Origin of the sequence: Sphaerisporangium corydalis (genome assembly GCF_025506355.1) — a bacterium.
Classification (GTDB): domain Bacteria; phylum Actinomycetota; class Actinomycetes; order Streptosporangiales; family Streptosporangiaceae; genus Sphaerisporangium; species Sphaerisporangium corydalis.
On the sequence record NZ_JANZYP010000013.1, the window covers coordinates 23018 to 35657 of the forward strand.

The following is a 12640-nucleotide window of genomic DNA, read 5'->3' on the forward strand; positions in this document are numbered from 1 at the left end:
ATTTTCTTCTCAGGCGCCCAATGGCTCGGGGCGCCGGTAAGGGGAGGGCCGGTGTGCCGGGGAGGGGTTCGCGGCGCATCGGCAGAGCCGGGGGGACAGTGTGGCGGGCCCTGACCGGGCGATCGGTCAGGGTACGGCGCGCCAAAAGGGTGCCCCCACCTGCGCTGGGCAGGTGGGGGCACCCTTTTGGTGTTCACCGGTCCCTCAGGCCGGCCTGTGCGCCGGTGACCGGCGGTCCAGGCCTCCGGCGGGCCGGTCTGGAGGTTTCAGCAGATCAGCCCGGGGGCGACCGGACCGTCGCCGCCCCACACGCTCTCGTCCTCGGTCAGCCAGGTCGAGCGCTCGCGCTCCTGGTTGGCCTCGTTGCCCGCGCCGCCGCCCATGGGCATGAACGGCATGCCGCCCATTCCCTGGCCGAGGCCGCGGCCCGCGTTCTGGCCGAGTGCTCCGGCCGCGCCCGCGCCGCCGTACCCCGTGCCGCCGCCGAGACCGGTCGCGAGCGGGCCGGTGCCGGTCGGGTTGGTGAGCAGCGGGTTGTTCAGCGGGTTGGTGCCCAGCGGGTTGTTCACCAGCCCGGAGGGGTTGGTGAGGCTCGTGGGCGTGGTGAGGCCGTTGAGCCCGCTGGGGTTGTTCAGGGAGGTCGCGTTCGGGTTGGTCAGACCGTTCAGCGCCGGGTTGTTGAGCCCGTTGGTGTTCGGCAGCCCGTTCGTGGGGTTGAGCCCGGCCAGGTTGGTGTTCCTGGGGTCGTTCGGATTCAGGCCCCCGGCCGGATTGCTCCCGTTCCCGTTCGGGTTCGACGGATCGACCCCACCGGGGAAGTTGGTGCCGTTGCCGCCAGGGAAGTTGGTTCCGGGGCCCCCGGTGCCGTTCCCTGTCCCGTTGCCCGTGCCGTTCCCTGTCCCGTTACCGGTGCCGTCACCCGTGCCGGTGCCGGTGCCGTCTCCCGTACCGCCCGTGCCGTTGTCGCCGGGGCCGCCGGTTCCGGGGAGGCCCGACCCGCCCGGGAAGTTCACTCCGCCGTTCGAGCCGTTGGACCCCGCCGGGTTGGAGACGTTGCTGTAGTCCGGCAGCCCGTTGGAGTCGAATCCCGAGCCGTTGCCGTAGGTGCTCGCCGGGTACCCGTTGCCCTTGTACGGGTCGCCGCCCGGGTAGTCGGTCGTGTCCAGGGGCGGGACGACCGGCCCGGTGGGCGCCGGGAGCATGGTGGTCACAGTGTCGGGCAACGTCTGGTAGACGGCCGTGATCTGCTTGTTCAGGTCCGCGATGTGGTTCTGGGCCTGCTCGTTCTCCGAGTCCCACCCGTTGCCGTTGGTCGTGAACCCCCACCAGTCGTCGTCGAAGGAGAACGCGCCTCCTTCGGGCAGGTTCGCCTTCGCCGCGCTGAGCTGGTCGGAGTAGTCCTTGTGGGCCGCGCCGACCTCGCGTGCGCGGTAGGCGACCTCGACCGCGCTGGCGTGCAGGAGCTGCAGCGCCTTCTGGGCCTCCTGTGAGGACTTGTCCTTCCAGTCACCCGCCATGCTGCCGGCGACCGACTGCAGCAGGTTGTGGGTGTCCTCGAGCATGCCGGCGGCGCGGATGTAGGCGTCCCCGGCCTGCGCGATCCCCCCGGGGTCGGTGTTCGTCAGCTTGTTCCTGACGCTCTCCACGCCCCCGTACGTGCTGGGATCGCCATGCGGCGCGGCGGTACCAGCCCTGATGGCTTGAATGTCATTGATCTGCGCCATGTTGACCCATCGCTTTGTTGACTACTTGCCCACGTCGCTCGCCGAGTCGGCCTTCCCGATGTTGAGGAACGACGCCTTGATCACCGTGATCGCCGCCTCGTACTGAGTGATCAGCTTCTCGTAGCTCATGGTCAGCGACGTGTGGCCCTGCGAGAAGACGGCGGCGAGCTGCTGGGCGGCGTCCCAGTCCCCGAGGTGGGCCGGCGTGACCCGGCCGTTCACCCGCAGATGTGCCACCGTCCCGGCGTTGACGCCCTTGAGCCGCTCGACGTCCTCTTCCAGAGCCTTGAGCAGGTTCTTCACCCGGTCGTGGTGGACGTCGATCCCTTCACCGACATCGAGGCCCGGCCAGCCCTTGTCGAGCTGGAAGCCGTCGTAGGCGAAGCCGCTCCGGCCGTTGCCGTTGTTGTTGCCCAATGTCTCTACCCCCTGCGATCAGGCCGCCCTGTGCCCGCGAACGCGGTCAGGGCGGTCTGCTTGCCGCGAGTGTGAAATGTCAGAAGGCTCAGTGGCCGTCGAACATGGTGACGTTGGCCTTCTCGGCCATCGTGAAGTTCTCGTGACCCTGCTCGATGACGCCACCGAGCTTCTGCAGCAGGAGCGCCATGCGACCGGACGCCGCGTCCCACTGGGCCCGCGCGGTGTAGTAGGCCGTGCGCGCGTCGCCGTCCCACTCGCCGAGCAGGTTGTCAAGGTCGGTCTCCAGCTGCTGGAGCGAGCCTTCCATCGCCTGCCACTGGCGCGCGAAGTCCTGGCGCCCCGTGGCCATCGTCCCGAAGTTGACCAGCGTGCGGTCGACGTCGTTGTTGATACCAGCCATGTTGATCTCCGTATTCAGGGGCGGGTCGTCAGGTCAGACGTTGATGTCGGCGGTGAGACGGTGCGCGGCCGACGCCTGCTCGTCTTCAGTCTTGCGGTACTGAACCTCGGCGAGCTTGAGCTTCCTCGCCAGCTCCTGGAGCTGGAACAGCACCGTGTTGAGCTCCTGGTCCCACTGGCCGTACACGGACTCGAACGCCATGCCGGACTGGCCACCCCAACCCGCGCGCAGGTCGGCCACGTGGCCGTGAAGCTGGGTCTGGATACTGCCGATGAACGAATGGGCGGCATCTGTCTTCTTCGCCGATTCGACGATTTGAGGGAGATTCGCAGCGGTCTGCTGGCCCACGAGATACCTCCAGGGAGTGTGCCTGCCGTGCCCGCGGTGGACCACCGTAGCGATACGCATCTTCGGCCCCCGCGATGCTGATCAGGTCACACACTAGGATCATTTAGCACATGGTGGACATACGTCATATTGCGAGTCGATAACGGTTTTTCGCACCGCTGGTCACACGGGTCATCATGGTTTCACCGCTTCGGCATGCGTGATCGGGACGGGCGTCCTCGCGAGTGCCGGGTCCAGCGCGGGCCCCTCGGGGATCAGGTGGAGCACCTGCGCGGGAAGCGGCGCGACCTCGCTCGGGTCGTATCCCAGTTTCGTCAGCAGATCGGCCGAGCCGAGTGCGAACCTGCGCCCCTGATCTGTGATAAGGGAGTAGTTCTGCACCGCGCTGAGCTGGCCCTCCCCGGGCAGCAGGCCCGCGAGGACCGCGCCGCCGGGCGGCAGCAGCACCTGGTCGAAGTGATCCTGGTCGGAGATGTCGGGCGGGACCGGCAGGCGCATGCGGCTGCCGATCGTCAGGTGCGCGCGGGTGGACCCCTTGGCCGTGTCGGAGTAGACGGTGCACAGCGGCGCGGTGGGGTCGGGCACGGTGATCTTCGGCATCGACGTCGGCAGCCCCTGGGTGACCATCGAGGTGCGCGACTGGCGTGCCGCGTTGGCCCGTGCCGCGTCGACCTCGATGGCCCGCACCGGGCTGCGGCCGTAGGCGCCCTTGCTCGCCGGGTCCTGCAGCAGCATCGTGGCCTGCATCCGGGAGATCGCGGCGATGCCGTCGGCGACCTGCACGTACCAGCGGGCCTCGCCGCCGGTCACGGCCGGCACGGTGTACACCCTGCCCACCAGCGAGAGGTGCCCGTCCGGCCCGCGGACCTTGCGTCCCACGCCGTGGATCCTCGGGCCGCGGAAGTCGGGACCGATCGGGAGCGCGTTCAGCCAGGTGGCGGGGATCTGGCGGGGCTGCTCGGAGGTCAGGGCCCTGATGCCCGAGTCCGTCACCCGCATCCGGCGGTCGGCGAGGATCACCCACGACTGCTGGCCGTCGTCGGCGATCATCGCCTCGTCGCCGAACGGCCTGCCGCCGACGTCCATGCCGCCGACCAGCGAGACGTACGGCTTGCGCGCCCCGGTGGGGTCCACGCTCTCGGCCACGCAGGCCGACCAGGGCCCCTTGATCAGCTTCTCGCGCGCCGGCAGCGAGTCGGGGGCGCCGGGGATGCCGACCAGCGTGCCCCGGGAGAACCCCGCCAGCGACGCCGACGAGACCGTGCGCACATTGACCTCGGCGGTGTCGAGCAGCAGGCGGGCCGAGGTGTAGTTGGCCACCGGGATGAGCTTGGACTCCTGCTGGCTGTAGACGTACGTGGCGCCGGTCTGCTCCTCGACGATCAGGGTGCCCGGCTCGGTCAGGGCGGTGGCGCCGCCCGGCTTGAGCAGCCCCCAGATGCCGAAGGCGGCCGTCACCAGCACGGCCACCAGCACACCGCAGAACATCGCGACGTTGTGCCTGCGCATGGGCGACTCGGGAACGTCCGGTTCGCCCTGGAGCAGGGCCATGCCGAGGCGCTGCATCATCAGACGGTGCGCCTGGTAGAGATCACGACGGGTTTGCATGCCACCTCAGCCTTGCCTGGCGGGTCCTGGCGGACAGCATAGAAGCGCGTGCCCGATGAAGTGGGTTTGGCGTGGATAACCGGTAAGACGAGGCTTGTCCGCTTCCTATACGGCCCCGGTGGCGCTGGGCTAGTCTGCATTTTCACGGCTGATCAAGAGTTTGCAGGTGCGGGACGGGGGCCGGAATGAGCGAGTCACGGGGCATCGAGGCACTGCTGAACGGGCAGGGCTCGACGTCCACCACGTCCGGGGGCGGAGCCCTCGACCCGACGGCCTCCACAACCTCCGGCGGCGGAGCGTTCGATTCAATGGGGTCCAACGGCTCGGACGGCGCCGGTTCCGGCCCATTCGGGTCCACTGACGGGGGTGGCGGGTTCGACCCGATGGGGTCCACCGTGTCTAACGATGGCGGTGCGTTCGATTCGATGGGGGCGGGCGGCGACGGCGGGTTCGCGGGCGGGCCGTTCGTCGTGTCCGACGGCGGCGGATCCTCGTCGTTCGACGGCCTGAACGGGTCCGGGGACCCGCAGGGAACGGGCGGGCTCGACTCGCTCCTGTTCGGCACGGGCGGCCCCGGCGGGCCGATGGGCGCCCCCGACGGGTCGGGGAACGGCCTGGACGGCTTCTTCGGAGGGCCGGACACCAACGTCGTGGGCGGCCCGGAGGGGTTCTTCGGCGGCCCGGGCGGGCCGCCCGGGCAGGTCGATCCGACCGGCGACCCGGTGGGCATGGACCCGATGTTCAACGTGACCGGGCCTCAAGGCAACAACTGGCTGGACACCACGGGGCCGAACGGGAACGACCCGACGGGACAGGACACCAGCAACCCGTTCATTCCCGACCAGTCCGACCCGACCTACCTGGACCCCCTGCACCTGGGCGGCCCCACCGGCACCGGCGACCCGAACGCCACGCTGGACCCGCTCGGGAACGTGGATCCCAACGTGTCGGGCGACCCGCTCGGCATCATCTACCCCAACGGGTCGGGAAACCCCCTCGGGAACGGGGACCCCAACGGAACGGCCGACCCGACCGGGAACGCCGACCCGATCGGGACCATCGATCCGCTCGGGAACGTGGACCCGCAGTATCCGGTCGACCCCAACGGCAACGGGACGCTGGACCCGATCGGCTTTCCCTCCGACCCGAGCAACCCGGCCGATCCCACCATCCCCGATCCGAACATTCCCGACCCGGGCAACCCGGGTGACCCCGGCATCCCGGGCATCCCCGACCCGAACAATCCGGGGGACCCGAGCAACCCGGGCATCCCCGACCCGAACAACCCGATCGATCCGAACATCCCGGCCATCCCTAACATCCCGGCCATTCCAGATCCGAACAACACCGGAAACCCCAACATCCCGGGCGTCACGGACCCGAGCACGATCCCGGTGACGGATCCGACCGGGACGGGGAACGGGACGGGCGGCGCCGGGAACGGCATTCCCAGCATCCCGAACATTCCAAGCGGCACCGGTGGCAACCCGGGCGGCGGGACCACCGGCGGCCCGGGGACCGGCCCTGCGGTGGGCACCTATCCCACGAACCCGGCGGCCAATCCGAAGAATCCGGTGCAGACCCGCGAGGTCGACCACGACGCCGTCATCAACCTCGGGACGAAGGTCGAGCAGGGCCCGGGCGCCAAGGCCGCGAACCTGCAGAAGCAGCCGGGCAACAACCACATCGGCGCGATGGACTGCGGTCTGGTCGGCATGCCCATCTCCGGTGCCCACGGCAACGTGTGCCGGGGTTCGGGAAGTTACCTCCAGACCGTGCACGACCAGCTCGGCGTCTGGCGTGAGCAGCTCAAGCTCTCCGGCGACAAGTGGCGTATGACCGAGGGCGACGTGGTCAAGACCGTTGAGGCGACCGGAACGGAGCTGAAGAAGTGAGTTACGAGTCAGCGCCCTATCTGTACTACGGCGGGTTCGCCGGAGCGATCACGTTCGCCTTCCTCGGCAACCCCAAGGTGGGCCTGGCCGTGGCCGGCGCCATCGCCAGCATCAACTCACGGCCCGAGTCGCTCTCCAGGGCCGGGGACAACTGGAACACCATGGCCCAGGGCATCAGGGACGTGAGCACGGAGCTGACCAAGCTCGAGGAGTCGGTGCCCCCCGAGAAGTGGACGGCCGAGGACCGCGAGGCGTTCAAGGGTGCCGTCCAGTACCTGAACCAGGGCATGGAGCAGGGGGCGACCACCCACCAGGACGCGGCCAAGATCATGCACGGACTCGCCCAGCTCACCTACGGCGGCGCGGTCGTGTCGGCCATCGCCGGAGGCATCCTCGCCGCGCTGGCCGCGACCCGCTTCATCCCGGGCGTCAACCTCATCTCGGCACCGGCCGTCCAGGTCGTCGCCCTGCCGGTCCAGCAGGGCATGATGGGCGTGATGAAGAAGTACGCGGGCGCGGCGATGGCGGCCGGCGTGGTGCTGTCGCTCGCATACAGCTACATCCAGACCAAGCAGGCCGAGCTCGACGCCAACGTCCAGTCGATGAAGGGGCAGGAGCCGCAGGTGAAGACGGTGAACATCCCGCTCACCAACCTGTCGCAGACCTCCGCGGGCGCCCCCTCGCCGTACACCACCGGGAACGGCATCCCGTCGAACAACGGCATCCCCTCGAACAACGGCATTCCGGCGAACACCACCGCCGGAACCTGAGCCCCGGGTCCGCCGGCCGGGCGGACCGGGTGCTCACTGCTCGAGGCGGCGGCGGATCTCCTCAAGGTCGCCCATCACCTGGTCGAAGGTGCGGTCGTAGGCGCCCTCGGCCTCGCGGATCTTCGCCAGCGCCGCCTCAGGGTCGCGCAGGAGGTTCATCGGGTTGTCCGCCTCGCCGAAGACCTCGCCCATCAGCTCGCCGGTCTTGCGCTCCAAGTCCTGGGCGGCCTCGCGCGCCACGGTCTTGATCAGGTCGGCCAGGTCGGCCGAGGCGAGGCGCATCGCGCGCGGGTTGAGCCGCAGGTCGCGAAGGCCGTCCGCAGCGTACTCGACCGTGACCAGGCCGTCCTTGTCCTGGGCCTCGCCGACCACGCCGACGGTGCGGCGCTGCAGCTCCTCAAGCTGGGACACCTGCCGCTGGGCGTCGCTGAGCAACTTCTCCACGTCCATGTTGGCGAAGCCGCCGAACTCTGTCATGTGTTCTCGAACCTCCGTCGCCACCCCGGCACCGCCGACACCGAGGACCCTACCGCCGACGCTCACCCGGTCGCGCGAGCGTGAACGGCGATCAGCGCGCATCTTTCCGATCATCTAGGACAAGGTGAACAACGGCCGTACAGTCGTAGATCTTCCTGAAACGCCTGATAAGACATGATCTACGACATTCGGACGTGCGGAGGCGGGATGGGGCAGGAGCGGTACGTCACCTCGGCGGCCATCGAGAGCATCATCAAGGAGATCGACGAGGACGTGCTCCCCGCGGTCAAGGAGTGGCGCTCGCTGGTGGACAGCACGGTCGTCGGATTCCCGGGGTGGGGGGCGATCGGCGAGGTGCTGATCGGGGTGCGCTACCGGAACGTCCAGGACGACGTGCGGGAGAAGTTCTCCGAGGCGATCAGCGTGCTGGAGACCTGGACCCGTGACCTCGACGTGGCCCGGCGGAACTGGCGGACCGCCGAAGAGCAGTCCACCGCCGTCTACGTCTGAACACGGCGACCGGGCCGCGACCGGCCCCACCAGCGACAGGGAAGCGTGAACGATGCCCGGGGTCTACAGGCCTTCGATGAACATGGCCGGGGGCAGCGCGGCCTCCGTGCTCAACGACATGCGGAAGGCCGCCCTGCTGTCCCGCCCGCTGACGGTGGGCGTCGCGATGGCCGCCAGCGCCATTGCCAACGTCCCCGGCATGGCTGACGCCTACAACAACTGGGAGTCCATCCACGCCCGGCTCGACACGGCGAACAAGAGCTTCGTCCGCAACCTCGGCGACAAGGGCAAGGACGGCTGGATCGCGCAGGACCACGACGCGTTCATGGACGCGGTCGAGCGCTACCAGGAGGCGCTGGAGAGCCTGCGGGGGTACATCAAGAACATCGGGGGCATCGTCGACGAGCTCGGCGACGCCTACCGCGCGTACTGGCTGGCCCTGGCGCGGGTGGTCGCGGTCCTGCTCGCGGCGCTGCCGATCGCCGCCGCCATGCTCGCGACCCCGTACGCCGCCGCCGGGTACGCCCGGCTGGAGATGCTGGGCAACCTGGCGAATTCCGTCATCGCCGCCGCGACCGGCATGCTCTCGAAGGTGGTGGCCGCGGCGGCGGGCGGCATGTCGGTCTACTTCGCCGGCAAGGCCTTCGTCCAGATGTTCAACCTGCAGCCGACCGGCGAGGCGAAGGTGGACTTCACCAAGGCGGTCATCGACACCAACGGCCTGCCGCCGTTCCAGGCGCCGCCGGCCACGGTGGGCGGGGCCCCGCCCTCCCTGCCGCCGTCGGCGGGCTTCGAGTGGCGTGAGCCCAAGCAGGAGACCCCCGAGCCGTACCACCCCTGATCCCGCACGTTACCCGGACCAGCAGAGGAGAGGCGCGCGTGTTCGACCCGGACGGTTTCCGGCCTGAGGACCTCGACCAGGTGGCCGAGCGGAGCAGGGAGGCCGTGCGGCGGCTGAGCGGGCTGGTCGGCGAGCTGGCGGACCTCAAGGGGGAGGGGGAGTCCGCCGGCGGACTCATCGGCGCCGTCGTGGACGGAGGGGGCCGGATCCAGGAGGTCACGCTCGACCCCCGGGCCATGCGGATGGACAGCCGCACCCTGGCCGAGGCCGTGACCGAGGCCGTGCGGGCCGCGCAGGAGGACGCCGCGCGGGCGAGCCAGGAGCTCCTGCGCGAGGTCGTGGGGGAGGACGCCCCCTCGCTGGACCCGGGGGACACGCAGGCGTGGCTGGACGACGTCGCCCGCTCGATGGGCGAGGCCTGGTCCCCCGACACCCACTGACCGCCCGCCGCCTCCGGCGCGTAGGCTCGACGTGCCGGATCACCCGCTTGGGGTCACTGCGCGTATTCTCCTTATTTCGTGTAGGAATACCGTGTATTGTCGATCACGCCGGCCGGTGTTCATCCCTTGGACATCCCGCCGGTCGTGACCGACGACCCGCCGGCGGCGGACGTGACCACTCCTGTCGCCATCTCTTCGCGACACGGGGGATTCATGTCGTACCCGAGGCACACGCCGTACGATCCGTACGATCCCACCAGCCCGCCCGGCACAGGGCCGGGCGCCGTCACGGGGCCGGCGGCCGGGGGGCCGGGGCCGGGGCTGGACGTGTCGCCGTCCGGGCTCGCCGACCTCGCCAAGCTGTTCGACGTCCAGGTCACCGACCTCAACGGGGCCATGCGCGAGGCGGCGGGCCGGCTCGCGGCCATCGGGGCCTTCTGGGGCGGCGACGAGGCGGGCAGAAAGTTCCACGAGGGCGACGGCGGCCGTGCCGGGTACGGTGCCGTCGCCGCCGACATCACCTCCGACGTCCGGGCCCTGTCCACCGTGTACGACGGCATCGGCGACCGCCTCGTCGTCATGGGGCGGAACGTGCGGGCGGCCGACTGGGCCTCGATCCCGAGACTGCCGGAGGTCCCGAGATGAAGCTCGGCCGCTCGGCGCTCTACCCCGCGGCGGGGACGGGCATGGCCGCGTTCGTGGCGCTGACGATCCTGTCGGAGTGGCCCGAGGGCGACGCGGACGGGGCGCGCCAGGCCGCCGCCGTCTGGCGGTCGCTGGCCGGGCGCCTTGACGCCAACGCCACCACCACCGGCGGGGTCGCCGAGAGGGTGTGGACGGCGAACCCGAGCGCGGGCTCGGAGGCGTTCCGCGCCTTCTGGTCCTCCGGCGGGTCCGGCGCCCCGCCCGGTGGCGTGGCCGCCTATCCGCCGCAGGTGTCGGCGTACTGCCGGCGGGTGGCCGAGGCGTGCGAGGGGTACGCCACGGCGGTCGAGACCACCAAGCACGCTCTGCAGGTGCTCTCGGTGATCAGCTACACGCAGCTCATGTTCGCCTGCTCCTGGCCCTGGGTCGGCGCCCGGGTCACGCTGCTGTCGGAGTGGCTGCTCCAGCGGCTGTACAAGAAGGTGCAGGCGACGGTCCTGCTGAAGTTCCTCAGCAACGCCGTCATGAAGATCGTGATGGACAAGCTCGTCCGCTACACGGTCGGCAGCGCCACCTTCGCCCTCGGGGACGAGGCGCTGGCGCTGGGCACCAAGGTGTCCTTCGGCGACGACGTGGGGTCCTTCGGCGACAACGCCTCGTCGACGCTGAAGGACTTCGCCGCGTGCATGGTCTTCTTCGGCGTCTGGGACCTCACCAAGGTGGGCCCCATGACCAAGGTGTTCCGCAACAACGACGCGGGGGACTTCGCCTCGTTCTACGCCGGGTCGAGCGCCTACACGGTCGCCTACAACGTGGAGAGCGGCAAGACGGGCACCGACGTCCTGCCGACGATGAGCCAGCTCATGTCCAAGCTGCTCATCGGCACGGCGCAGCGCGGCAAGGACCCCGGCTACCGCCCGAGGTAGCCCTCACCCCGCCAGGCCGCGCACCCAGGCGTAGACGTCGAGCACGCCGAGGGCCAGCGGGAACAGGCCGACGATCAGCATGAACTCGACGATGTCCCCGGCCCTGCCCCAGAACGGCGTGGGGTTGCGCTGCGGCAGCATCAGGCCCATGCCCGCGCTCACCGCCGCCATCACCAGCAGCGCCGGGACGGCGAGCAGCGCGGCCGCCGGGCTCGTCACGGCCATCGCCCCCACGAAGGCGACGAACCCGGTCGCGCCGGCCGCGAACAGCCACACGCGCTGGCCGACCCCGAGGAAGACGCGGGCGCGCATCACCAGCGCCAGCGCGAGCACCACCTCCATGGCCCCGCCGGTCCACCCCGAGGCGCCCAGCAGCAGCAGTTCGGCGGCGATCGCGACCAGCGCGGCGCCCGCGGCCAGGCCGGTGGCGAACCGCTCGGCCTCGACGGCGCGCTTCTTCACGTCGGGCCCGTCGAGCTCCTGGGAGTCGGTGCGCAGCTCTTCGGCGTTCCTCGGGGCGCTCGGCAGCGGCAGCCGCGCGAGCCGGAAGGAGAGCGTCGGGATCAGCGGGGTGCAGGCCAGGACGATGGCGACCAGCAGGGCGGCGACACCGGCCGGGTGCACGTCCCAGATCATGACGATGGCCGCGCCGGCGGCGCCCGCCATGGCGGCCAGCATGGCGCCGAAGAAGTTCGGCAGCCCCTCGGCGATGACCCAGCCGGAGACGGTGGCGGCGAGCGCCGTCATGGCGAACCCGGCGAGCAGGTTCGGCGCCCCGAACCCCAGCATGCCCACGTCCTTGGCCGGTGCCAGCAGCCCGGCGAGGAAGGCGTACGGCAGCGCGGTGTACCCGATGACGGCGCCCGCGCCGGCGTCCCCGACGGCCCGGGACAGCGCCGCGCCCGCGCCGATCAGGACCAGGGCGAGCACGCCGGCCACGATCACGGTCAGCGTCCAGGGCGGCCCGGCCATGGTGATCGCGAGCGCGCCGGCCAGCAGGAACGCCACGGCCACGCTGAGGCCCGTCGTCCGGGTGTGCCGGGGCTGCCAGCGGCCGGATCGTTCCTTGATGCCGGTGGCGATGGTGTCGGCGACGTCGTCGAACACGGCCTCGGGCAGCTCGGAGGGGCGGGGCAGGAGGTAGAGGACCTCGCCGTCGCGTATCCCGAGCGTGGTCATGCTGGCGTCCAGGTCCAGGGCCCGGCCCCCGACGCGCTGCAGCACCCATCCGGTGGTCGAGAGCACGGCTTCGTCGCCGTCCTCTCCCGCGGCGGCCAGCAGGTTCGGCAGGACGTGGGCCAGGGGGAGGTCGGAGGGGACCGCGAGGTCGATCCTCTTGCGTTGGGTCACGATCGTGACCCGGCTCATGGCGATGGCGGACCCGGGCGGGCGCAGGACGGCCGCCTTGGGCGCGCCGTTCATGACGTTCAGCGCGCCGGGGCCCCCGGGGCCGCGCGTGGGGGGTCCCGCCATCGGGTTCAGCGTCACACCGGCTCCATTGAGGTCACGCGAATACCGTAGCGGGACGGTATGCCCGGAGAGTGGGGACATGTCTATGTTCGATAGTGACACGTCCATATTTATGTGAGACTCGGGGTTCGTGGGGGACGCGGTCGGCCGTGTGATCGCTGTTCGC

At 70.3% G+C, this 12640-nt stretch carries 14 protein-coding genes; 7 read left to right on the plus strand and 7 right to left on the minus strand.

Annotation, left to right across the window (positions count from 1 at the left end; translation table 11 throughout):
- Positions 1-266 precede the first annotated feature (266 nt).
- From NYZ98_RS11935 to eccB, 5 genes are all read right to left on the minus strand, one after another.
- Positions 267-1646, minus strand: a complete 1380-nt coding sequence (locus NYZ98_RS11935; protein WP_262842698.1) for a WXG100 family type VII secretion target — start codon at positions 1644-1646, stop codon at positions 267-269.
- Between the two features lie 99 nt (positions 1647-1745).
- Entirely contained in the window at positions 1746-2141 is a 396-nt protein-coding gene (locus NYZ98_RS11940; protein ID WP_262842699.1) for a hypothetical protein, read from the minus strand.
- 88 nt (positions 2142-2229) lie between these two features.
- A complete protein-coding gene (locus NYZ98_RS11945; RefSeq protein WP_262842700.1) occupies positions 2230-2544 on the minus strand; it encodes a WXG100 family type VII secretion target in 315 nt (104 codons plus the stop codon).
- 33 nt (positions 2545-2577) lie between these two features.
- Positions 2578-2892 (minus strand): WXG100 family type VII secretion target, encoded by a 315-nt coding sequence (locus NYZ98_RS11950; RefSeq protein WP_262842701.1) that lies wholly within the window; start codon positions 2890-2892, stop codon positions 2578-2580.
- A 174-nt stretch (positions 2893-3066) separates the two neighbouring features.
- The gene (eccB, locus tag NYZ98_RS11955; RefSeq protein ID WP_262842702.1) at positions 3067-4500 is read right to left on the minus strand and encodes a type VII secretion protein EccB; all 1434 of its coding nucleotides are present in this window, start codon (positions 4498-4500) and stop codon (positions 3067-3069) included.
- Positions 4501-4685: 185 nt separating this feature from the next.
- Here eccB and NYZ98_RS11960 point away from each other — a divergent pair, with 185 nt between their 5' ends.
- The gene (locus tag NYZ98_RS11960) at positions 4686-6395 is read left to right on the plus strand and encodes a hypothetical protein (protein WP_262842703.1); all 1710 of its coding nucleotides are present in this window, start codon (positions 4686-4688) and stop codon (positions 6393-6395) included.
- Positions 6392-7165, plus strand: a complete 774-nt coding sequence (locus NYZ98_RS11965) for a hypothetical protein (protein ID WP_262842704.1) — start codon at positions 6392-6394, stop codon at positions 7163-7165. The genes NYZ98_RS11960 and NYZ98_RS11965 overlap by 4 nt, the downstream gene beginning before the upstream one ends.
- Positions 7166-7198: 33 nt before the next feature.
- Here NYZ98_RS11965 and NYZ98_RS11970 read toward each other — a convergent pair whose 3' ends face one another.
- The gene (locus NYZ98_RS11970) at positions 7199-7642 is read right to left on the minus strand and encodes a YbaB/EbfC family nucleoid-associated protein (protein WP_262842705.1); all 444 of its coding nucleotides are present in this window, start codon (positions 7640-7642) and stop codon (positions 7199-7201) included.
- Between the two features lie 207 nt (positions 7643-7849).
- Between NYZ98_RS11970 and NYZ98_RS11975 the strand changes: the two genes are divergently transcribed.
- The 5 genes from NYZ98_RS11975 to NYZ98_RS11995 all read left to right on the plus strand — a co-directional run bounded on the left by NYZ98_RS11975 (position 7850) and on the right by NYZ98_RS11995 (position 11004).
- Positions 7850-8152, plus strand: a complete 303-nt coding sequence (locus NYZ98_RS11975; protein WP_262842706.1) for a hypothetical protein — start codon at positions 7850-7852, stop codon at positions 8150-8152.
- A 76-nt stretch (positions 8153-8228) separates the two neighbouring features.
- On the plus strand, positions 8229-8993 hold the full coding sequence (locus tag NYZ98_RS11980) for a hypothetical protein (RefSeq protein WP_262842707.1): 765 nt from the start codon (positions 8229-8231) through the stop codon (positions 8991-8993).
- A gap of 38 nt (positions 8994-9031) precedes the next feature.
- Positions 9032-9433 (plus strand): YbaB/EbfC family nucleoid-associated protein, encoded by a 402-nt coding sequence (locus NYZ98_RS11985; RefSeq protein WP_262842708.1) that lies wholly within the window; start codon positions 9032-9034, stop codon positions 9431-9433.
- A 213-nt stretch (positions 9434-9646) separates the two neighbouring features.
- The gene (locus NYZ98_RS11990; RefSeq protein ID WP_262842709.1) at positions 9647-10078 is read left to right on the plus strand and encodes a WXG100 family type VII secretion target; all 432 of its coding nucleotides are present in this window, start codon (positions 9647-9649) and stop codon (positions 10076-10078) included.
- Positions 10075-11004, plus strand: a complete 930-nt coding sequence (locus NYZ98_RS11995; RefSeq protein WP_262842710.1) for a WXG100-like domain-containing protein — start codon at positions 10075-10077, stop codon at positions 11002-11004. Before NYZ98_RS11990 ends, NYZ98_RS11995 begins: the two co-directional genes overlap by 4 nt.
- Before the next feature lie 3 nt (positions 11005-11007).
- On the opposite strand, the gene eccD is transcribed toward NYZ98_RS11995, so the two are convergent.
- Entirely contained in the window at positions 11008-12492 is a 1485-nt protein-coding gene (gene eccD / locus NYZ98_RS12000; RefSeq protein ID WP_262842711.1) for a type VII secretion integral membrane protein EccD, read from the minus strand.
- Between the last annotated feature and the right edge of the window lie 148 nt (positions 12493-12640).